General features: G+C 67.4%; 17 protein-coding genes. 8 read left to right on the forward strand and 9 right to left on the reverse strand.

The window, feature by feature from the left end; all coding sequences use genetic code 11:
• Positions 1-70: 70 nt before the first annotated feature.
• A complete protein-coding gene (locus tag DIE22_RS13710; protein ID WP_124500947.1) occupies positions 71-1,009 on the reverse strand; it encodes a LysR family transcriptional regulator in 939 nt (312 codons plus the stop codon).
• A gap of 97 nt (positions 1,010-1,106) precedes the next feature.
• On the opposite strand from DIE22_RS13710, the gene DIE22_RS13715 reads away from it, so the two are divergent.
• From DIE22_RS13715 to DIE22_RS13725, 3 genes are all read left to right on the forward strand, one after another.
• A complete protein-coding gene (locus DIE22_RS13715; RefSeq protein WP_124500932.1) occupies positions 1,107-2,120 on the forward strand; it encodes a zinc-binding alcohol dehydrogenase family protein in 1,014 nt (337 codons plus the stop codon).
• 24 nt (positions 2,121-2,144) lie between these two features.
• Positions 2,145-2,570, forward strand: coding sequence for a heme-binding protein (locus tag DIE22_RS13720; protein WP_124500931.1), 426 nt, complete (start codon positions 2,145-2,147; stop codon positions 2,568-2,570).
• Positions 2,571-2,761: 191 nt separating this feature from the next.
• Positions 2,762-3,577: a multidrug ABC transporter ATPase gene (locus tag DIE22_RS13725; RefSeq protein ID WP_124500930.1), complete on the forward strand. Its 816-nt coding sequence runs from the start codon at positions 2,762-2,764 to the stop codon at positions 3,575-3,577.
• A gap of 36 nt (positions 3,578-3,613) precedes the next feature.
• Here DIE22_RS13725 and DIE22_RS13730 read toward each other — a convergent pair whose 3' ends face one another.
• A complete protein-coding gene (locus DIE22_RS13730) occupies positions 3,614-4,765 on the reverse strand; it encodes an acyltransferase (protein ID WP_124605303.1) in 1,152 nt (383 codons plus the stop codon).
• Between DIE22_RS13730 and DIE22_RS13735 the strand changes: the two genes are divergently transcribed.
• On the forward strand, positions 4,757-4,951 hold the full coding sequence (locus DIE22_RS13735) for a hypothetical protein (RefSeq protein ID WP_124500928.1): 195 nt from the start codon (positions 4,757-4,759) through the stop codon (positions 4,949-4,951). The two genes, DIE22_RS13730 and DIE22_RS13735, sit on opposite strands and share 9 nt — an antisense overlap.
• A gap of 162 nt (positions 4,952-5,113) precedes the next feature.
• Complete coding sequence (gene pip, locus DIE22_RS13740; RefSeq protein WP_124500927.1) at positions 5,114-6,046, forward strand: prolyl aminopeptidase; 933 nt, start codon at positions 5,114-5,116, stop codon at positions 6,044-6,046.
• Between the two features lie 70 nt (positions 6,047-6,116).
• Here the strand turns inward: pip and DIE22_RS38195 are convergent, their stop codons facing one another.
• The 7 genes from DIE22_RS38195 to DIE22_RS13775 form a co-directional block, all read right to left on the reverse strand.
• Positions 6,117-6,389: a hypothetical protein gene (locus DIE22_RS38195; RefSeq protein ID WP_059450605.1), complete on the reverse strand. Its 273-nt coding sequence runs from the start codon at positions 6,387-6,389 to the stop codon at positions 6,117-6,119.
• 185 nt (positions 6,390-6,574) lie between these two features.
• Positions 6,575-7,636: a transglutaminase family protein gene (locus DIE22_RS13750; RefSeq protein WP_124500926.1), complete on the reverse strand. Its 1,062-nt coding sequence runs from the start codon at positions 7,634-7,636 to the stop codon at positions 6,575-6,577.
• On the reverse strand, positions 7,630-10,236 hold the full coding sequence (locus DIE22_RS13755) for a circularly permuted type 2 ATP-grasp protein (protein ID WP_124500945.1): 2,607 nt from the start codon (positions 10,234-10,236) through the stop codon (positions 7,630-7,632). The genes DIE22_RS13750 and DIE22_RS13755 overlap by 7 nt, the downstream gene beginning before the upstream one ends.
• A gap of 212 nt (positions 10,237-10,448) precedes the next feature.
• Positions 10,449-13,904 (reverse strand): DUF2126 domain-containing protein, encoded by a 3,456-nt coding sequence (locus DIE22_RS13760; protein ID WP_124605304.1) that lies wholly within the window; start codon positions 13,902-13,904, stop codon positions 10,449-10,451.
• A gap of 93 nt (positions 13,905-13,997) precedes the next feature.
• Positions 13,998-14,972 (reverse strand): transglutaminase family protein, encoded by a 975-nt coding sequence (locus tag DIE22_RS13765; protein ID WP_124500924.1) that lies wholly within the window; start codon positions 14,970-14,972, stop codon positions 13,998-14,000.
• A 10-nt stretch (positions 14,973-14,982) separates the two neighbouring features.
• The gene (locus DIE22_RS13770; RefSeq protein WP_124500923.1) at positions 14,983-15,924 is read right to left on the reverse strand and encodes an alpha-E domain-containing protein; all 942 of its coding nucleotides are present in this window, start codon (positions 15,922-15,924) and stop codon (positions 14,983-14,985) included.
• 64 nt (positions 15,925-15,988) lie between these two features.
• Positions 15,989-17,404 carry a circularly permuted type 2 ATP-grasp protein gene (locus tag DIE22_RS13775; RefSeq protein WP_124500922.1) on the reverse strand — a complete coding sequence of 472 codons (1,416 nt, stop codon included), beginning with the start codon at positions 17,402-17,404 and terminating at the stop codon, positions 15,989-15,991.
• 682 nt (positions 17,405-18,086) lie between these two features.
• Between DIE22_RS13775 and DIE22_RS13785 the strand changes: the two genes are divergently transcribed.
• The 3 genes from DIE22_RS13785 (at position 18,087) to DIE22_RS13795 (ending at position 21,026) form a co-directional block, all read left to right on the forward strand.
• Positions 18,087-19,079, forward strand: coding sequence for a LysR substrate-binding domain-containing protein (locus DIE22_RS13785; protein ID WP_124605305.1), 993 nt, complete (start codon positions 18,087-18,089; stop codon positions 19,077-19,079).
• A 682-nt stretch (positions 19,080-19,761) separates the two neighbouring features.
• Entirely contained in the window at positions 19,762-20,190 is a 429-nt protein-coding gene (locus DIE22_RS13790) for a hypothetical protein (protein ID WP_124605306.1), read from the forward strand.
• A gap of 77 nt (positions 20,191-20,267) precedes the next feature.
• The gene (locus tag DIE22_RS13795; protein ID WP_124500919.1) at positions 20,268-21,026 is read left to right on the forward strand and encodes a hypothetical protein; all 759 of its coding nucleotides are present in this window, start codon (positions 20,268-20,270) and stop codon (positions 21,024-21,026) included.
• Positions 21,027-21,112: the final 86 nt, after the last annotated feature.

The following is a 21,112-nucleotide window of genomic DNA, read 5'->3' on the forward strand; positions in this document are numbered from 1 at the left end:
CAACAGGCGACCTTCGTGGGCAACGGGGTTCGGACATTCAGACGTTCGTTGCGCCCCTGGATGCGGCCATTCAAATCGCGCGTACAGCCTGAGCGCCACCTGGGGGATGGCTGGAAAGCAATGCAGCGCAGCGCTCCCGTAGAAAGGCATGCAACTCGGTCATCGCCGGCGTGAGTTGCGCACGGTGCGCGCAAATCAAGTGCAACGGCGCAGGCTCGCAATACTCCGGCGGAAATAACTCCATCAGTCGACCAGCCCTCAGATCGTCGATGAGGTCCAGTCGCGACTTATAGATAAGGCCTTCCCCGGCTATCGCCCAGCGACGAACCGCATCGGCATCGTCGCTGATGCGATTACCGGTGACCGCCACGGTGCGGTCGCCACCGGGCGGGGTAAAGCGCCAGCGCTCATGGATCTGCTCGCTCCATACGTACCGAAGGCAGTTGTGCCGCCGCAGGTCGTCGACTTTGGCCGGTGCGCCATGCCGTTCGAGGTAGGACGGCGCGGCACACAATGCGCGCCGGTTGTTGTCGACCAACTTCATGGCCAGAAGAGACGAATCCGGCAGCGCTCCGTAGCGCACGACTGCATCCAGCGGCTGGCGAATCAGGTCGGCCGCACGGTCGCTCATTTTCAGGTGCAGCGACAAACCAGGGTGCCGGTGCTGAAAATCATCCAGCCACGGCAACAGCAGGTTTCGACCAAAGTCAGACGGCGCGGACAGCCGCAGCGGGCCGGACAGCGCCCCCCGGCCGTTTGCCAGTGCCTGCTGGCCTTCCTCCAGCGCACCCATCATGACCCGCGCATGCGGCAGGTAACGCTCTCCAGCCTCCGACAGTTGCATGCTTCGCGTGGACCGCGTGAACAGGCGCGTGTCCAACGCCTTCTCGAGCCGCTGCACCGATGCACTCGCGTGTGCCGGCGCGATATTCAGCTGGCGCGCCGCCTCCGAGAAGCTGCCGTAGTCCACCGTGTGCACGAAGATCCGAACGTCATCGAGTCGAATCATTTTCATTGAAATGCCGAAATTGTTTGAGCTCGGTGGCCATTTATCCGCATACCGACGAAAGATAACATGGTCTCAATCCCCCTTGGAGGCCACGTGTATGAAAGCCATCGGTTTCAATCAGAACCATCCGATCAGCCACCCGCAGGCGCTGCAGGATATCGAGATTCCGACCCCGGAACTGCGCGACCATGATCTGCTGGTGGAAGTGAAAGCGGTATCGGTCAATCCGGTCGATACCAAAATCCGGCGCGGTGGCGATATTCCGGAAGGCGGTGCGCGCATCGCCGGCTGGGACGCGGCGGGAATCGTCCGCGCGACCGGTCCGCTGGCCACGCGCTTCAAGGCAGGCGACCGTGTCTGGTACGCGGGCGACATCAAGCGACCCGGCAGCAACAGCGAGCTGCACGCCGTGGACGAACGTATCGTCGGACCCATGCCGACATCACTGGATTTCGCAGAGGCCGCTTCGTTGCCGCTGACCACGATCACCGCGTGGGAGCTGCTGTTCGACCGTCTGCGTGTTCAGGCAGCGGACCCGACCGACAACAACGTGCTGCTCGTGATCGGAGCGGCTGGCGGTGTCGGCTCGATTCTGACCCAACTGGCGCGTGAGCTTACGGGCATGACAGTCATCGGCACGGCCTCGCGACCGGAAACCCGCGAGTGGGTGCTGGCACATGGTGCGCATGACGTCCTCGATCACCATCAACCCTGGGCAACCCAGTTGGCCGCGCTCGGTATCGAGCACGTCACCCATGTTGCCGGGTTGAACAACAGCGCTGCCTATGTGACTCAAATCGCCGACGTGCTGCGCCCGGAAGGCCAGTTCGCCCTTATCGACGACCCGGTGGGTCTGGACATCGGACCGTTCAAGGGGAAATCCATCTCGATTCACTGGGAGCTGATGTTTACCCGTGCGATGTTCACCACCGACACCCTCGCACGGCAACACGCCTTGCTGCGCCGCGCGGCGCAGCTGGTTGACCAGGGCCGCCTCAAGCACACCCTGACCCGACGCATTGACGGCATCAACGCCGCAGGCCTCATCGAAGCGCATGCGCTGGTCGAGGCCGGCAACATGATCGGCAAGGTCGTCGTCGCCAACCGCTGAACCCTTCTGACAAGGAGCATCAACATGACATCGCCAATCATCAACACGACCACGATCAGCCTGGAAGCCGCACAAGCATTGATGGCCGAAGCGCGCCGCGCGTGCGCCGCGCGAGGATTCGCCGCGACAATCGCGATTACCGATGCAGGCGGCCACCTGCGCGCTTTCGAGCGCGCGGATGCCGCCCCGTTCCTGACGGTTGACGTCGCCATCGACAAGGCATGGACCGCCGCGTCGTTCGGCATGGCCACGCATCAATGGAATCAGTACATGGCCGAACCTGCCGTTGCCCCGCTGGCGCACCATCCGCGGCTGATGCCGGTCGGCGGTGGCGTACCGATCTTTCACGAAGGGCGTCTGGTCGGGGGCATCGGTGTTTCTGGCGGAACGTCGGCTCAAGACCACGAGGCCGCCGAGGAAGCGCTGCGCCACGCAGGGTTTAACCAGTAAGCCTGGGCCGTTGAGCGGTCGCCTTGCCGTCAATCGACAAACGTTCTACAAAGGCGAAACCGTTGCTCGTGAGGGACCGGCCCGGACGGCCGGATCTCTCCAATAACTGCCGTTGAAGCTCTGGCGGCTCGAACAGCGGCTTCGGGGCAGTAAGCGACATCCACGAAAACCTGTGAAAAACCCTTTTCATCGTGATCACGAGCATCCTTCGTTTCGCCCCGCTGCTGGCGCTCGCCGCCGCCCCGACGGTTCAGGCCGCCGACAATCAGCCTTGCGACGACGCGACCATCACGGCCGTCGCCCGCTGGGCCGGCATCGCGAGCGCGCGCATCGCCACCCGCGACGCGGACCGGCTCGTCATCGCATCGGCGTGCAAGGCGATGCCGAATACGCCGGGCACGACGATCGCGGCCATCGCGTTCGATTCGCTGCCGAAGAGCAAGAACCCCGACGAAAGTGCCAAGCTCCAGGTCATCGCGCTCGTCGAAGGCGGCAAGGTCGTCGCCGCCGACCGGTCGGTGATCGACGAAGATGCCGCGACGGAGATCGGCGAGAACAGCTATCGCATCGATACCGCGCCGTACCGGCTGTCGCCCGACGTACGCGCGTTCGGCGTCGTGTTCACGAGCAGCGCGCGCGGTCCAAGCTGTCCTGATGCGAACGCAAGCGAAGAGCTGACGCTGTGGGTGCGCGAAGGCAATCGCATCCGGCCGGTGTTCGGCACCAACCTGTACGGCTGGGTCAGTGTCGAGGGCGAAGCCTGCGGCGCCGGTGCGGGCGATGCGCGCAGCGAAGATGCCCGCATGACGATTGCCGTCGAGAAAACGTCGAGCCACGGCTTCGCCGACCTGTCGATCACCGCGCACATCACGAAAACGCAACGCAAGGACGGCGATTACTCGGATACGGGCAAGCGAACCGCGCGCACGGTCGTCAAATACGATGGCAAGTCGTACGGAATCGATATGTTCAGGACGTTCTGGTATTCGCCTGACGTACAGAAGTGATTTAAGTGACGCGGCAGGTCGAGTACGCCCGCTCGCCTACTCCACCACCTTCGGCCCGATTGCGTCGTTCGGCGACGGCATCCGCAGCGAGTCGTCGCGCACGCGTCGCGCTTCGCGCGCCGTATAGCGATCCTTCAGCCGCAGGAACGGTTTCTCGACGAGAAAGTAACTGGCTGTCGCGGCCATCAGCGCCCACACGATACCGAGCGGAAACGCATGCGCGACCGGCAGATCCGGGTTCGCGAACGGCTGCTGCCAAAGATAAAGACTGAACGAGATCGTGCCGACGAACACGACCGGCCCGGCCCGCAGCCATCGCGCGCACCAGAACTCGCTGCGGAAATTCAGCACGACGATCACGATCGCGATCAGCGCGGCCTCGAGCGTCACGCCGTAGGTCGCATTCCAGAAGCCGCCGAGCCGGTGTTCGGCAAGCGGCATCCCGAACAGCACGATGAAGACGAGCGCCGTCACGATGCGCGACTCGCCGCGCCATGAACGAATCCACGCTTCGAGCCGTTCGCGCTCGAGCGCCGCGTAGCAGCCGATCAGGATCGGATCGACGCCCGTATGCAGCATCATCCCGAGTTGCCCGCGCAGCGCCGGCGCGACGAAATACGTCAGCGCGCGCACCAGCGGCACGACCAGGATCAGCGCGGCCAGCCAGCGCGTGCCGCGACGCCGCGTGCCGTACACCAACAGCAGCGGCCAGAACCAGTAGAACTGCTCCTCGAGCGCGAGCGACCAGAAGTGGCCGAGATACCATGCGCCGTCCGGATGCAGCGCGTTGTCGCCGGCCAGCCCGAACCACGCCGAGTAATTCCACAGATGCAGCGCCGCATACAGCCACTGACGGCGATCGACGTCGAGCCAGCCGGCGGCGGCGAGCACGCCGACGGTCGCGAGATACACATAGCAGGCCGGCCAGATCCGCAGCGCGCGGCGCACGTAGAACGCCGTCAGCGCGATCCCGCCGGTGCGCGCGAACTCGGCGCGCAGCACGTTGGTGATCAGGAAGCCGCTGAGGACGAAGAAGATCAGCACGCCGAGCCGGCCATCGGCGATCAGCCGCAGCGGCGCGAACCAGCCGGTGTAGCCGCCGGGCAGCACGTGCTCCGCATGGCCGACGACGACCATCGTGACCGCGACGGCGCGCAACCCGGTCAGCTGCTTGACGCGATGGTTCATCGGCTGGATTCCGTTGGCACGGTGGAGGGATGGCAGGCCGACGCCCCGATCCGCGGCGCCGATATGCCGCCGGGATTTTGTCTGAAAAATATCGGAATGAAATTGCTTAAAAAATTCCGGTGCGCATGCCGGGCTGAATGCGGTGCCGCGCGCCGGATGCCGACCGGCGCGCAGCGGCCGGAATGAATGGGCATAATGACAAGCGTTGTCCGGCGGCGGCCGGTCCGATGCAGACACAACCAATTTTGCGGCGCCGCAATATCCGCGATACCGGCGCTGCCGTATTCCGCCCGCATCCCGGTCCGTGCCGCGTCCGCCCTCCTGTCGATCCTCACCCGGAGCCTGCCTGTGTACCCACCGATCGAACCCTACGCCCACGGCCACCTCGACACCGGCGACGGCCACCGCATCTACTGGGAGCGCTGCGGCAACCCGTCCGGCAAGCCCGCCGTGTTCCTGCACGGCGGCCCGGGCGCAGGCTGCAGCCCCGACCATCGCCGCCTGTTCGATCCCGAGCGTTACGACATCCTGCTGTTCGACCAGCGCGGCTGCGGGCGCTCGACGCCGCATGCGAGCCTCGACCACAACACAACCTGGGACCTGGTGGCCGACATCGAGCGGCTGCGCGAGATGGTGGGCGCGGAACAGTGGCTCGTGTTCGGCGGCTCATGGGGCAGCGCGCTCGCCCTCGCCTACGCGGAGACGCACCCGCAACGCGTGAGCGCGCTCGTCGTGCGCGGCATCTTCACGATGCGTCGCGCGGAGTTGCTGTGGTACTACCAGGAAGGCGCGTCGTGGCTCTTCCCCGACCTGTGGGAGGAATTCCTCGCGCCGATTCCGGAAGCCGAGCGCGGCGACCTGATGGCCGCGTACCATCGCCGGCTGACGGGCGACGACGAAGCCGCGAAGCTCGAAGCCGCACGTGCGTGGAGCCTCTGGGAAGGCCGCACGATCACGCTGCTGCCCGATCCGGCGCTGGCCGCGCACTTCGCGGACGGCCACTACGCGCTCGCGTTCGCGCGGATCGAAAACCATTACTTCGTGAATCGCGGGTTCGTCGACGAAGGCCAGTTGCTGCGCGACGCGCATCGCCTCGCCGGCATTCCGGGCGTGATCGTGCAGGGCCGCTACGACATCGCGACGCCCGCACGCACCGCGTGGGATCTCGCGAAGGCATGGCCCGACGCGACGTTCGAGATCGTGCCGGATGCCGGACACGCATACAACGAACCGGGCATCCTGAAGGCGCTGCTCGCCGCGACGGACCGGTTCGCCGCGTAAGCAGCCCAGTACGGCGCAATACGACGCGGCGCGCTACAGCCGGCCATCCCGGCCTGCACGCGCCGCAAGCTCAAAGCGCGGCTTCGACGATGGTCCGGCCGCTGATCGCGCGCTCGACGAGCTGTTCGTCCCCGACCTTGCGGATCGCATCGTCGAGCAATCCTTCGGGCTCTTCCGTCGCCACCTTCAGCAAGCCCGACAGGCCGCGCGCGTCGAGCACCACCAGCGTCTCCATCGAATCCGCACGGCTCACGAGCACGCGACGGAATGCCGGGCCCGCGCCGAAGCTCGCGCAGAGCGCGATCGTCTCGTTGCCGAGCGTGTAGTCGAAGTTCTTGATCATGTGTGCCGCCGTTGCAAGGAAATGGCGACGCGCGACGGCGCGGCGCCGTGACGTCGACGCACCCGTGCGTGCCACCGGCGCCGGACCAGGGGCCGATCCGGTCGCCGGCACCACCATGCTAGGCGGGCAGTATTAACGAAGACTTAAACGGCCGGCGAGCAGTGCGTCAGGCCGATCGCGCCGTATTACGACGCATCGTCGAGCGGCTCGACCGTCACGCCGACCTTCAGCTCCTGATCCGCGCCGCCGCCACGAATCACGCCGCGCAACGGCGTCACGTCCGCATAGTCGCGGCCGATCGACAACATCACGTAGTCGTCGCCCGGCGCACGGTCGTTGGTCGGATCGAGCTGCAGCCAGCCGCCGTCTTCGGGCCATGCCGGGTCGTACACGTCGACCCATGCATGCGACGCATCCGCGCCGATCAGCCGCGGCTGCCCGGGCGGCGGCTGCGTCAGCAGATAACCGCTCACGTAGCGCGCGGCGAGCCCGAGCGAGCGCAGCGCGCCGATCATCACGTGCGCGAAATCCTGGCAGACGCCTTTGCGCAAGCGCAGCGCATCGAGCGCGGTCGTCGTGATGTCGGTGCTGTTCGGCGTATACGCGAAATCGGCGTGGACTCGCCGCATCAAGTCCCACGCGGCCTGCACGAGCGGCCGCCGGGGCGTGAAGCTCGCGGCCGCATACGCAGCCAGCTCGGGATCGCACGCCACATGCGGCGATGCGAACACGAACTCGCTCGCCGCGTCGTACGGCTGTCCCGCGCGAAACCGCAAGCGGTCGCGCACGGCTTCCCACGCCGTGGCGTGGTCAGGATCGGGACTCGCGATCGCGGGCGGCGGCGCGCCGCGTGCGCCCTGCGACCATACGGGCGGACTCACGCGCACCGTGCTGCGGCTGCGCACGAGCAGCGCATCGTGAGGCTGGTTAAGTGCGAACGATGCACGCGCGTTGCCGAACGCGTCGATCTCGGTGCCGACCGCCTCCGGTGCGGGTTCGATGTCGAGCGCGAACGTCAGCACCTGCTGGCGCGGCGTCGCGAGCGGCTGCAGCCGCGCCTGGTGCTGCGCGGATTCGACGCGTGCCGCGTAGCGGTATTCGGTGTCGTGCGTGACGCGCAGCACGCGGCCCGGTACGGCGGCAGCCGATCGCGCAGGTGTCGCAGGCGTGATCGCCGCTGCGGCCTGCTTCGGATGGCCGGAACCCGGCGCGGGCGGCGTCTTCGCCGCGTGTTTCGCTGTCACCATAGCGTCCTGCCCGCCTCGCGCACGTGACTGAAATAACGCTCGCCGATCCGGTTCGACAGATCCCACACGGCCTTCACGGTCGTGTCGAGCGCATCGAGCAGCTTGTCGTGCCGGCCGTCGTCGCCGGTTTCGCACAGTTCGTGCAGCGACCACGCGGGCACGTCCGGAATCGTCTCGGCCAGCTCGGACAGCGCATAGCCTTCGCTGCGCTCGACCTTCGTCAGCCGGCCGCGCAGCGCCTGCACGACCCAGCCGAGCGAGCGCGGGTTGTCGGTGTCGAGCACCGCGAGCGACAGCAGCGGCGCGACGTCGAAGCAGCGCTGGAAGCGCGAGCGGAACGTGATCGTGCTGTCGAACAGCTCCAGCACGAGCTCGAAGCCGTCCTGCCGGTGCACGGCGCCCTCGTCGAACGCGAACTTCAGCACGCTGCACAGGAAGTCCAGCCGGTCGATCTGCCGGCCGATGGACAACAGCCGCCAGCCGTCGTCGCGCGTCATGTTGTCGGTCTGCGCGCCGGTGATCGCGCCGAGCAGCAATCCGAGCCTCTCCAGCAACTGCAGCGCCTCGTTGCCGATCTGCTCCTCGGCTTCCGGATGGTCCGCACTATCGGCGAACAACTGCGTCGCATCGTCGATCAGCCGCCACTGATCGCTCGACAGCCGCTCGCGGATCGCGGCAGCGGCGCCGCGCATCCCGAACAGGCAGGACGCGATGCCGGACGTGCGGTCCGCGCCGCGCGTCAGCGACGTCGCGAGCGCGTGCTGGAACGCACGCGGCGCATCGACGGCGTTCGGCGCGTCGGGGGCGATCAGGCCGGTGTCGCGACAGAGCGTATCGATGAGCTCCAGATGCGCGGGGCTGTCGACGTCGTCCTCGCCGCGCAGCCGCTCGAGCGCGGCGCGCGCGAGACGCATCAGATTGGTCGCGCGCTCGGTATAGCGGCCGAGCCAGAACAGGTTCTCGGCCGCGCGGCTCGCGATCGCACGCGGGCGCTCGACCAGATCGTCGGGGCCGAGACGGGTCTGCAGCAGCGTGGTCGAATCGACGATGCCCTCGGTCATCACCCACGTATCGACGGTGCTGCCGCCACGCGGCATCGGCGCGTTGAACAGCGTATCGCGCGTGCCGACCCGCGACAGTCCGCCCGGCAGGAGCCGCCAGCTTCGCGCGCCGTCGGCGAGCGCGAACACGCGCAGCAGCAGCGGTTTCGGCACGATGCGCGCGCCGCCGTTGCCGTCGGGCGCGTCGCGCCCCGGCCAGGTCGGCGCCTGCGACAGCGGCAGGTCGGCCTGCACCGTGTAATGCTCGGGCCGGGCGAGGATCCGCGCACGCCACTCGGCCAGCTGCGCCGGCGTGAGGCGCGCACCGATCACCGGGTCGAACGCGCCGCCGGCCTGCGCGTCGGGCGGATACGACGGCTTCACGATGCTGCGCGCGAGCTGCGGCAGCGCGTCGTCGCATGCAGCCGCCTCGCCGCACCACCACGAATGCACGGCGGGCAGCGTCAGCGTTTCGCCGAGCAGCCCTTCCGCGAGGCGCGGCATGAAACCGAGCACGCCCGGCGATTCGAGGAAGCCCGAACCCGGCGCATTCGCGAGCAGCACGTTGCCCGCGCGCACGGCCTGCAGCAGCCCTGGCACGCCGAGCATCGAATCGGGCCGCAGTTCGAGCGGATCGAGCCACGCGTCGTCGACGCGCCGCAGAATGCCGTGCACGGGTTCGAGCCCGCCCAGTGTCTTCAGGAACACGCGGTTGTCGCGCGCGGTCAGGTCGCCGCCCTCGACCAGCGTGAGGCCGAGGTAGCGCGCGAGATACGCATGCTCGAAGTACGTCGCGCTGTGCGGCCCCGGCGTCAGCAGCACGATCCGCGAGTTCTTGCGGGCGGGGCTCAACGCCTGCATGCTCTGCAGCAGCGACCGGTACGCGGATGCGAGCCGCTGCACGCGCAGCCCGCGGAAGCCGCGCGGAAACAGCCGCGACACGATCAGCCGGTTCTCGAGCAGGTAGCCGAGACCGGCCGCGCCCTGCGTGTGCTGCGCGACGATCCGCCATTGGCCGTCGGGGCCGCGCGCGAGATCGAACGCGACGACGTGCAGCCACGTATCGCCCGGCACGCGTGCGCCGCGCATCGCGCGCAGGTAGCCCGGGTGGCCGGTCACGAGCGCGGGCGGCAGCAGCCCGCGCTGCAGGATCGTCTGCGGCCCGTACAGGTCGGCCATCGTCGCGTTCAGCAGCCGCACGCGCTGCAGCACGCCGCGCTCGATCGCGACCCAGTCCTCGGGCGTGACGATCAGCGGCAGCAGGTCGAGCGACCACGGGCCGGCCGCGCCGTCGCCGGCGCGTTGTTCGTGGAGCTGGTAGAACAGCCCGTTCTCGCGCATGCGCCGCTGCAGCGCGTCGGCTCGGCGGTCGAGGTCGGCCACGCCGTCGCTGCCGATCGACGTGAAGAAGCTGCGCCAGGCAGGGGCGAGCAGCGGCGCGGTAAGGCCGGCGGCGCTGCCGCGCAGTTCGTCATAGCGGCCGGCCGCGGCCGGCGCCGCGAGCGCGGCGGCCAGTTCCGCGGCATCCGGCTGCGCACCGGTATCGAAGAGCGTGGGCATCGCGTCGGCGTCGGCGAGATCGTCGGGGTGAATGGGCGGCACAGTCGAGATCGTTCCGTCGTCAGGGGGCGGCCGCGCCCGCGCGCCGCCGCACCGGCGGCCCGGCACGGCGGACGCGGCGGGCGGCCGCAGTCTGCCCGCATCCTAGCACTCCGGCCGGCGCGCCGGGAGGTCGCGTACCGCGCATCGTCGTCCGTCCTTTCATCCGACGATCAGGGCCGCCGCAGGTCGAGCGTGAACGGGAATTCACGGCTCGGCGCGGCCGCCGCCACCGTCATCCGCCCCGGCGTGTGCCCCATCGCGACGAAACGCGCGAGCCGGCGGCTCTCGGCCTCGTACGCATTGACCGGGAACGTCGCATAGTTGCGTCCGCCCGGGTGCGCGACGTGATACCGGCAGCCGCCGAGCGAGCGCTGCAGCCACGTATCGACGATGTCGAACGTGAGCGGCGCATGCACGCCGATGGTCGGATGCAGCGCCGACGGCGGCGCCCACGCCTTGTAGCGCACGCCCGCGACGTATTCGCCGACGGTGCCGGTCGGCTGCAGCGGCAGCGCGCGGCCGTTGACGGTCACGACGTGCCGGTTGTCGTTCAGTCCGGTCACGCGCACTTCGAGCCGCTCGACCGACGAATCGACGTAACGCACCGTGCCGCCGGGCGCACCCTCCTCGCCCATCACGTGCCACGGCTCCAGCGCGCCGCGCAGCGACAGCTGCATCCCGTTCACCGCGATCTGCCCGAACAGCGGGAAGCGGAATTCGAAGTGCGGCGCGAACCAGGCCGGGTCGAACCCGAAACCGGCGTCGCGCAGCTCGGCCAGCACGTCGTCGAAATCCATCTTCAGGAACGCGGGCAGCATGAAGCGATCGTGCAGCGCGGTGCCCCAGCGCGTGAGCGGCGTCGTGTACGGCGCGGCCCAGAAGCGCGCGACCAGCGCGCGCAGCAGCAATTGCTGCACGACGCTCATCCGCGCATGCGGCGGCATCTCGAACGCACGCAGTTCGAGCAGGCCGAGCCGTCCGGTCGACGCGTCGGGCGAGTACAGCTTGTCGATGCAGAATTCGCTGCGGTGCGTGTTGCCGCTCACGTCGATCAGCAGGTTGCGCAGCACGCGGTCGACGAGCCACGGCGGCATGTCCTGCCCGTACAGCAGCTTGTTGCGCTGGATTTCCGCGAATGCGATGTCGAGCTCGTAGACCTGGTCGTTGCGCGCCTCGTCGACGCGTGGCGCCTGGCTCGTCGGGCCGATGAACAACCCGGAGAACAGGTACGACAGCGACGGATGGTTGTGCCAGTAAGCGATCAGGCTCGCGAGCAGGTCCGGGCGGCGCAGGAACGGGCTGTCGGCCGGCGTCGCGCCGCCGAGCACGAAGTGGTTGCCGCCGCCCGTGCCGACGTGCCGGCCGTCGACCATGAACTTCTCGCTGGAAAGGCGCGACTGCCACGCGGCGTCGTACAGGAATTCGGTCTGGCCGACGAGTTCGTCGAAGCTCCGGGCCGGATGGATGTTCACCTCGATCACGCCGGGGTCGGGCGTGACCTGCAGCACCTTGAGCCGCGCGTCGCGCGGCGGCGGATAGCCTTCGAGCACGAGCTTCACGCCGAGCGCGTGCGCGGTCAGCTCGATCGCGGCGAGCAGGTCGAGATAATCCTCGAGCGCGGCCAGCGGCGGCATGAACAGGTACAGGACGCCGTTGCGCACTTCGACGCACAGCGCGGTCCGCGTGATCCATGCGGCCGATTCGAAGCGCTCGGGGCTGCGCCGCGGGTCCTGCAGGCCATGCGCGTGCGGTCCGTCCGCGTCCGCGTCGGCGCCGTCGCCGCGCCACTGCATGACCGTTTGCGCGGGCGCTTCGCGATGCATGCCGGCCAGGTAGCGCGGTGCGTCGGCGGCGCCCGCATGACGCGCACGGAATGCGGCCGCATCCGGCAGCGCGGCGCGCGGCGCGAACGGATCGCGTTCGACGAGGAACGGATAGTCGGCACCGGCGACCCACGGCAGCGAATCGAGCGGCAGCCGATAGCCCATCGGCGAATCGCCGGGCACGAGGTACATCCGCTCGTCGCGGAAGAACCACGGGCCCGTCTGCCAGCGCGGACCGTCGAGCTCCGGCCGATCGCGGCCCGACCGATCGCGGCCCGGCACATCGTCCGCGCGCTTGATGGGCAGCACGTAGCCGACCACGCTGTCGAGCTGCTGGTCGAACACCTTGCGCAGCCGCGCGCGTTCGAGCTCGTCGTCGAGACGCGAATCGAACGGATCGACGTTGACGGGCAGCCGGCGCTCGCGCCACAGGTAGTACCACACGTCCTCGTAGCCGGGCCGCACGAATTCGTCGGTCAGGCCCAGGCGCGCGGCCAGCGCGTCGATGAAGCGCTTCGCATCGTCGGTCGTGCACGCGGAGGGCTCGCGCTCGTCGGCGAACAGCGACGGATCGTGCCACACGGGCTGGCCGTCGGCGCGCCAGAAGATCGACAGCGCCCAGCGCGGCAACTGCTCGCCCGGATACCACTTGCCCTGCCCGAAATGCAGGAAGCCGCCTTCGCCGTATTCGGCGCGCAGCCGCTGCACGAGCTCGGTCGCGTAGCCGCGCTTGGTCGGGCCGAGCGCATCGGTGTTCCACTCGGCGCCGTCGCGATCGTCGATCGACACGAAGGTCGGCTCGCCGCCTTGCGTCAGCCGCACGTCGCCGGCCGTCAGCGCGCCGTCGACCTGCGCGCCGAGCGTGCGCACCGCATCCCACTGCGACTCGGTATACGGCTTCGTCACGCGCGGCGACTCGTACACGCGCGTCACCGCCATCTCGTGCTCGAACGTGACCTCGCATTCGTCGATCAGCCCTTCGACCGGCGCGGCGCTGGTCGGCTGCGGCGTGCACGCGAGCGGGATATGCCCTTCGCCGGCGAGCAGGCCCGAGGTCGGATCGAAACCGATCCAGCCCGCGCCCGGCAGGTAGACTTCGCACCAGGCGTGCAGGTCGGTGAAGTCGACCGTCGTGCCGCTCGGGCCGTCGAGCGCTTTCACGTCGGGCGTGAGCTGGATCAGGTAGCCGGACACGAAGCGCGCGGCGATGCCGAGATGCCGGCACAGCTGCACGAGCAGCCACGCGCTGTCGCGGCACGACCCGGACGCGAGCTCGAGCGTCTGCTCGGGTGTCTGCACGCCCGGCTCCATCCGCACGAGATAGCCGATGTCGCGCTGCAGCTGCTGGTTCAGCGCGACGAGGAAGTCCACGGTGCCGGCGGGCGTACGATCGACGCCGTCGACATACGCACGGAACAGCGGCGCCGCGCTCGTCTGCGGATCGCACGCGAGGTACGGCGCGAGTTCGGTCTTCAGCGCGTCGTCATAGCTGAACGGGTATTGCTCCGCGCTCGCTTCGAGAAAGAAGTCGAACGGGTTGTACACCGACATCTCGGCAACCAGGTCGATCGTGATCTCGAAGTGTTCGGTGCGCTCCGGAAACACGAGCCGCGCGAGATAGTTCGAGAACGGGTCCTGCTGCCAGTTGATGAAGTGCTGCGCGGGCTCGACCGTCATCGAATACGAGACGATCGGCGTCCGGCAGTGCGGCGCGGGCCGCAGCCGCACGACCTGCGGCCCGAGGTTGACGGGGCGGTCGTAGCGGTAGCGGGTGGTGTGATGCAGCGCGACGTGGATGGACATGGGAGAGCCGCTCGGTTCGGGTTGGGCCGGCCGCACGCGCCGCGTCGCCGTCGCTGCGGCGGCACGGCACGGCGAATTCGGTGAAAGGGCGCGTCAGACGAGTTCCGGCGACTGCACGACGCTGATCTCGATGCCGACGGTGCTCGCGCCGAGCCCCGTCACGGGCTGCGCGTCGCGATGGTCGAGGCCGATGGCGATGCGCACGTAGCGCTCGTCCGGGCAGCGGTTCATGAACGGATCGAAGCCGACCCAGCCGAGCCCTTCGACATAGGCCTCGGCCCACGCGTGCCCTGCCGGCTGCTGCATCAGCGCGGCGGCCTGCGGCTGTGTGCCGAGCGCCGCCAGCGGCAAGCCCTGCGACTGCGCGGCGTGCGATGCGCCGAGCGCCTGCTGCATGCCGTCGCCGCTCTGCAGCGCGAGCGCTTCCTCTTCCTCGTCGCCGGCCGCGCTCTGCTTCGCGTCGGCGATGCGCTGCATCGCGCTGTCGGCAAGCACGTAGCCCGAGATGTAGCGCGCGGGCACCTTCAGCGCACGCGCGGCCGCGATGAACGCATGCGCATGGTCGCGGCTCGTGCCCTCGCCGCTTTGCAGCGCGGTTTCGGCGTCGACCGTTGCGTCGGCCAGGTTCGGCGCATACGCGATGCGCCCGTGCACTTCCGTCATCAGCCAATGCAGCGCGTCGAGGCTGTGCGGCTCGATCGGCAGCGCCTGCGTGATTTCGCGAACGGTATCGCCGGCTTTGGTGAGCGCGGTTTCGCGTTCGAAGATCCACGGCGGCGCATAGCCCTCGGGGTTGCCGAGAATGCCCGCGCGGTCCTGCGTCTCGACGACGCCTGCCGCGACGACGACGATTTCGTTCTTCGCGCCGCGGTCGTGGCGCACGAGGTCGGTCCGGTTGCCGAGCCCGTCCGTATAGGACAGCGTCGGCTCGACGCCGTCGATCGTGACCTGCCACGCGCGCACCGTCTGCCCGGGCCCCGATTGCGGGCGCAGCCGCAGCCGTTGCAGCGCATGGGTGGCTTGATCGTCGAACTGATAACGCGAGATGTGTCGGATGGCGAGTCGCATGGCAAGTCTCTCAGTCGAAGTTGTAGGCCTGGGCGATGTCGATCCCGAGGCTGTTGTTGCGGCCGATGAAGTCGGTCAGGAATTCGTGCAGGCCGCTCTTGAAGATCCGCTCGACCGACGTGTCGGACAGCATCTGCAGGATCTTCGTGGCCGTGTCGTGACACGGGTGTGTCACGCCGTAATCCTTCGCGAGCAGGTTCAGGCTCGACACGACGCGCCCGTAGCAATAGCGCAGCGAACGCGGCATGCGGCCGTTCAGGATCAGGTAGTCGGCGATGTTCATCGGCTTGTACTGCACGTCGTACACCCAGCGATACGACCGGTGTGCGGCCACGCAGCGCAGGATCGTCTCCCACTGGTAGTTGTCGAGGATCGTGCCGACGTGCGACACCGACGGCAGCAGCAGGTGATATTTGACGTCGATGATCCGCGCGGTGTTGTCGGCCCGCTCGATGAACGCGCCGATCTGCGCGAAATCGAAGATCTCGTTGCGCAGCATCGTGCTGTAGAAGCTGCCGAGGATCAGCGCGGTTTCGCGCTTCACTTCGTCGAGCACCGCCGGCAGCCCGCTCTCCGGCACCGGCTGCGCGAGTGCGCGGCGCAGTGCAAGCCATGCGCCGTTCACGCTCTCCCACGCCTCGCGCGTGAGCGCCGTGCGCACCATCCGCGCGTTCGAGCGCGCGGCCTCGATGCACGACAGCACGCTCGACGGGTTGTCGCGGTCGCGCAGCAGGTAGTCGGTCACGGTATCGGCGGCATACGCGTCGTACTTCTGACGATAGCCGTCGTCCGCGCCCGAGCTGACCAGCACCGACGACCATTCGGCCGGCGCGTCGGACGTGCGCGTGAGCGCCATCCGCAGCCCGGCATCGACGATGCGCGCGATGTTCTCCGCGCGCTCGATATAGCGGTACATCCAGTAGAGACCGCTCGCAGTTCGTCCCAGAAGCATCTCGTGTCCACTCCGTCTTCGTTCGGTTCGCGCGCCGGCTGCGGCGCGCGTGGTCGTGCCCGGCTCAGTCGGCCAGCACCCAGGTGTCCTTGGTGCCGCCGCCCTGGCTCGAGTTGACGACGAGCGATCCCTCCTTCAGCGCGACGCGCGTGAGCCCGCCCGGCGTGATGCGGATCCGGTCCGACACCAGCACGAACGGCCGCAGGTCGACGTGGCGCGGCGCGAGTCCGGCGTCGGTCAGGATCGGCGTCGTGGACAACGCCAGCGTGGGTTGCGCGATGTAGTTCGCGGGCCGCGCGCGCAGCTTCGCGGCGAACGCCTCGAGTTCGGCCTTCGATGCGCACGGCCCGACCAGCATCCCGTAGCCGCCCGAGCCGTGCACTTCCTTCACGACCAGTTCGTCGAGATGGTCGAGCACGTATTTCAGGCTGTCGGCCTCGCCGCAGCGCCAGGTCGGCACGTTCTCCAGCAGCGCCTTGCGGCCGGTGTAGAACTCGACGATCTCCGGCATGTACGAGTAGATCGCCTTGTCGTCGGCGATGCCGGTGCCCGGCGCGTTCGCGATCGTGATGTTGCCGGCGCGGTAGACGTCCATGATCCCGGCCACGCCGAGCACCGAGTCGGGGCGGAACGTGAGCGGATCGAGGAACGCGTCGTCGACGCGGCGATACAGCACGTCGATCGGCCGGAAACCTTCGGTCGTGCGCATCGCGACGCGGCCGTCGACCACCTGCAGGTCGCTGCCCTCGACGAGGTGCACGCCCATCTGGTCGGCGAGGAACGAATGTTCGTAGTACGCGGAGTTGTGGATGCCGGGTGTGAGCACGGCGATGGTCGGGTTGTCGGCGTTGCCGCCCGGCGGGCACACGGCCGCGAGCGACTGGCGCAGCATCTGCGGATAGGTCTCGACCGGGCGCACCTTGACCTGCTGGAACAGCTCCGGGAAGAGCTGCATCATCGTCTCGCGGTTTTCCAGCATGTACGACACGCCCGACGGCGTGCGCGCGTTGTCCTCCAGCACGTAGAACTGGTTCTCGGCGGTGCGCACGATGTCGACGCCGATGATGTGCGTGTAAACGTTGCCGGGCGGCCGGAAATCGATCATTTCCGGGATGAACGCCTCGTTGTGCGCGATCAGGTGCTTCGGCACGATGCCGGCACGCACGATTTCCTGGCGGTGGTAGATGTCGTCGAGGAACGCGTTGAGCGCCATCACGCGCTGCTCGATGCCGAGCGACAGCCGGCTCCATTCCGCGCCCGAGATGATCCTCGGCACGATATCGAACGGAATCAGCCGCTCGGCGGCCTGTGAATCACCATACACGGCGAACGTGATGCCCGTCCTGCGGAACACGCCTTCCGCATCGTGGGCCTTCTGGGCGAGGCTCGCAGGGTTCTGCGTGTCGAGCCATTGCTTCAGGCGCGCGTAAGGCGCCCTCACCATGTCGCCGGATTGCAGCATTTCATCGAACGGTTTCATCGAATTGTTCTCCATCGTTCTCCCCGGCATTGCGCATGCCGGACCGGCGTCACATCTGCTTTGCAAGGAACGTGCCTTGCGCGATCCACTCGATTCCCCCTTTTTGCGCCGCATCACGCACGCTCGTGCGCCATGTCGCACCACGACGGTGCAGCGACGGCCCGCTCCGCGGCAGCGACGCGCCGCGATCGCGCGCGGCCGATGCCGCACCTGTCAAACATAGTTCCCCCGCGTGTCACGAATGTGCAATCTGCACCGCACCAAATGCGCGCCCGCGCCGGCCGCGCGCGTCGTGGCGGAGCGTGCCCCCGCACCGTCCGCCCCGGCTTCGGCTGTTCGATTCCCGATTCCCGCTTTCGCCCGGGATGGCATCGTGCCGGGCCGTCGCAACGAACCGCGGGAAAGGCGGGCCGGCCACGCAACCCGCGCGGCCGGCCCTGGGGAAGTACCGTCTGCGGCCGCACCGGCGTTCGACGCGGTGAACTAACCGGTTAGCCGGGTCCGGCGCCTCAAACTTATGCAGCCGTAATGGCGCCGACAACGCTCATGCATATTTCGACTGACACCGATCGAAAAAAAACATCGGCTGCTTGCGCGCGAGGCACGGTAGTCTAGAAGGTTCGTGCAGCGAAACGGCGCCGCCGCCCCTGTGGGCGCCCGACTATAAAAAGCGAAGATCGAAATGGAAGCGAAGTGGCTGGAAGATTTCCTGAGCCTTGCAGATACCAAGAGCTTTTCCCGGGCCGCGCGTCATCGGCACCTCACGCAGTCGGCATTCAGCAGACGAATCGCCGCACTCGAAACGTGGATGGACGCGAAGCTGGTCGACCGCAGCATCAACCCGATCGCGCTGACGCCGGCCGGGCAGATGTTCCGCGGGCTGGCCGCGGACATCCTGCGCAGCATGTATGCGGCACGCAACCTCGTGAACGGCTACGACCAGTTCGCGGCAAGCGACCAGGTCGTGCGCTTCGCGGTCGCGCATACGCTCGTGTTCACGCTGTTCCCCGAATGGCTCAAGCAGCTGAACGGCGAAGTCGGCCACGTGACCGCGCGCGTCAACGCAGTCAACGTGCCCGAAGGCGTGCAACAGCTCGTCGAAGGTGAGTGCGACCTGCTGCTCGGCTATCACCATCCGCAGTTGCCGATCGTGCTCGATCCGAACCACTTCCCGTTCGTCACGCTCGGCGTCGAACGGATCCTGCCGGTGTCGACGCCCGACGCGCGCGGCAAGCCGGTATTCGAACTGCCGGGCACGGCGGACGCGCCGCTGCCGCTGCTCGCGTATTCGTCGGGCGCATTTCTCGGCAATGTCGTCGAGATGCTGCTGCTGAATGCGTCCGAACCGTACGCGCTGCATCGCTGCTTCGAAACCCACATGTCCGAGGCGCTGAAGGGCATGGTCGTGGCCGGGCACGGGATCGGCTGGCTGCCGGAAAGCTGCGTGGCGAAGGAACTCGCGGAAGGGTCGCTCGTCTGCGCGGGTTCGGCGGACTGGATCACCGAGCTCGAGATCCGTCTTTACCGGTCCGCGCGCAAGCGCGGGCTCGCGGCCGAACAGCTGTGGACCTACATCATGAACCGGCCGCGAGCGGCGGCCGACGGCACGATCGCCGCCGATCGGGTCGCGCCGGCCGTGCGCATGGCGCGCCGCAGCGCCGGCGGCAGCCGGTAACGCGCCCTTACGTACTCACGCACGAGAACGCCGGCGCGCGACGCGGATCGATCCGCGCCGCGCCGGCCATTAACCCGCGCCTGCCCGCGGAGCATCTTTCGCTCGCGCTTCATATTCGAATCAATATCGCACGCCCGATCAATTGCGATTAAAAGCCAAACGTTTGCGCGCCCGCGCCGTATTCTTCGACAAATCAAGCAGCGGCCCCAAATAACCCATCGATTTATAAGACGGAAATACCCTGTTACACAACAAATCAAAAGTTTCTGTTTGCATATAATGCCGACCGATATCAATAAACGTCGCACCCTCCTTTCCGGCTTCCCGGCCTGTGCATCGACCTTCATCGCCATGCCGCGAGCACAGAGGCAAAAAATCCTTTTATCAGTCGTTATTTCTCGGCACGAACTTCGGTACCACTTTCGTCGGAGAATTTTCGTCTGGTCATCGCTACCGCTGAGCAATAGTCATATTCGGCAATATCGACTTTATTCAGCGTTAAACAAACCACCAAAATCCGCCACAATCTTCGTTCAATAATACATTTAAAATCCGTCCCATTCCGGCCACACGCAGTTGTTTGTTCAAAACCCATCGTGTATCAATAGCGTGTCGCAAATAGAACATCGCCAATTTCGACTCGGGATAAATGCGCCGTCATCGATTCCGGACGGAGGTTGCAATGTCTTCCTCGTTTAGGCAGCACGCTAACCCACTCCTCGGCATCGCCGTATCCGCACTCTGCATCAATGCCGTGGCCCAGTCCCAAACCCCGGCCGACACGCCTGCGTCCGGGGCCGGCCCCGGGCGATACGTGATTTCGTACATCTGCGGCGACGCGCGAATCGACGGGACGGCGCCGCTTCCCCCCGATGGCCGTCCGTACAACCTCGGTGTGTCGTTCGTATCGGGCGCCAACGGGCAACCGCTTTCGAACGTGCAGGTACGGCTGCGACGGCACGGCCGCGTGCTCGTCGAGTTCAAGGCAACGGGGCCGCGCTGTCTGTTCAGCGTGCCCGAGGCAAGTTACCGGGTCGAAGGGACTTATCAGGGAGCCACCCAGTTCGCGGTCGTCGAAACGGGCACGCTCGCCACGCAGCTGCGGTGGTGAACGTCAGTCGAATCCGCGTGCCGATGGTGCGCGCGATCGCGTCATGCACGGCAATCCATCGAATCGAGGAGGATTGAATGACTCGTGCAGAACAACCGGACGGCTCGCCCGTCCGTCAGCCGAAACCCTTCTGGGGCCCGGGAAAGAGTGCGGCACTCAGCATCGTTGCATTTGCCGCGATCTTCGGTGCCTTCGCATACGTCGAGCGGGACGTGGGGCTCGGCCATGCAACCGTGACGCACGACATCGCCGGCATGATCGGCACTGCCGCCGGAAAGTATCGCGAGGCCGTCGCGGCCGCGACGGCCGACGTCTCCGGTGCGGCATCGACGGTCGCGCAGGCCGCGCCGGTCACGCCTTCTGCACCGGTCATGCCGTATGCGCCGGCAACACCCGCCTTGTCGGCTGCGGCGGAACCGGCCGTGCCGCCGCAAACGACTACCCGCTCCGCCGCGAAACACGCGCGCCCCGCACACATGCCGTCCACGACGCTCGCGGCGAACGCACACGCCGCATCGGCCAGCGGTCGTGCGGCACGTCCCAGCGACACGCACCGGACGTCACGTTCACAGTCGCTCGCGCGCACGAGAACACACACCGACCCCGCGCCGCGACGGCAACCGCAGTCGTATCTCGCCGACACGGCACACATGGAGACCACGCGCGTCACGCACGACGATCTGGAAGGTGCTCGCGCCCTGGCCAAGGCGCGCTGGTGCGCACGAATCGACGAATGGAACTGCGTGGAGCAAAACGCGAGCCGGGCACTCGCCATCGACCCGAAGAACAGCGAATCGCGTGCGCTGCTTGGACAAGCGATCCGCAACCGCCTGTGAACCGGCCGGATGCCGCCGGGCCTCGCTGCCCGGCGGCGTGACGGCCGGCGACGAGCATCGTCGGGCGTGCAACCGATGTGATCGAT

The sequence above is a fragment of the Burkholderia sp. Bp9142 genome (assembly GCF_003853415.1).
Lineage (GTDB): Bacteria > Pseudomonadota > Gammaproteobacteria > Burkholderiales > Burkholderiaceae > Burkholderia.

Coding starts and splice junctions, on each gene's coding strand:
- DIE22_RS13710 (WP_124500947.1), bottom strand. CDS start 1,009: ATGATTCGACTCGATGACGTTCGGATCTTCGTGCACACGGTGGACTAC.
- DIE22_RS13715 (WP_124500932.1), top strand. CDS start 1,107: ATGAAAGCCATCGGTTTCAATCAGAACCATCCGATCAGCCACCCGCAG.
- DIE22_RS13720 (WP_124500931.1), top strand. CDS start 2,145: ATGACATCGCCAATCATCAACACGACCACGATCAGCCTGGAAGCCGCA.
- DIE22_RS13735 (WP_124500928.1), top strand. CDS start 4,757: ATGGTTCATCGGCTGGATTCCGTTGGCACGGTGGAGGGATGGCAGGCC.
- DIE22_RS13730 (WP_124605303.1), bottom strand. CDS start 4,765: ATGAACCATCGCGTCAAGCAGCTGACCGGGTTGCGCGCCGTCGCGGTC.
- DIE22_RS38195 (WP_059450605.1), bottom strand. CDS start 6,389: ATGATCAAGAACTTCGACTACACGCTCGGCAACGAGACGATCGCGCTC.
- DIE22_RS13750 (WP_124500926.1), bottom strand. CDS start 7,636: ATGGTGACAGCGAAACACGCGGCGAAGACGCCGCCCGCGCCGGGTTCC.
- DIE22_RS13755 (WP_124500945.1), bottom strand. CDS start 10,236: ATGCCCACGCTCTTCGATACCGGTGCGCAGCCGGATGCCGCGGAACTG.
- DIE22_RS13760 (WP_124605304.1), bottom strand. CDS start 13,904: ATGTCCATCCACGTCGCGCTGCATCACACCACCCGCTACCGCTACGAC.
- DIE22_RS13765 (WP_124500924.1), bottom strand. CDS start 14,972: ATGCGACTCGCCATCCGACACATCTCGCGTTATCAGTTCGACGATCAA.
- DIE22_RS13770 (WP_124500923.1), bottom strand. CDS start 15,924: ATGCTTCTGGGACGAACTGCGAGCGGTCTCTACTGGATGTACCGCTAT.
- DIE22_RS13775 (WP_124500922.1), bottom strand. CDS start 17,404: ATGAAACCGTTCGATGAAATGCTGCAATCCGGCGACATGGTGAGGGCG.
- DIE22_RS13785 (WP_124605305.1), top strand. CDS start 18,087: ATGGAAGCGAAGTGGCTGGAAGATTTCCTGAGCCTTGCAGATACCAAG.
- DIE22_RS13790 (WP_124605306.1), top strand. CDS start 19,762: ATGTCTTCCTCGTTTAGGCAGCACGCTAACCCACTCCTCGGCATCGCC.
- DIE22_RS13795 (WP_124500919.1), top strand. CDS start 20,268: ATGACTCGTGCAGAACAACCGGACGGCTCGCCCGTCCGTCAGCCGAAA.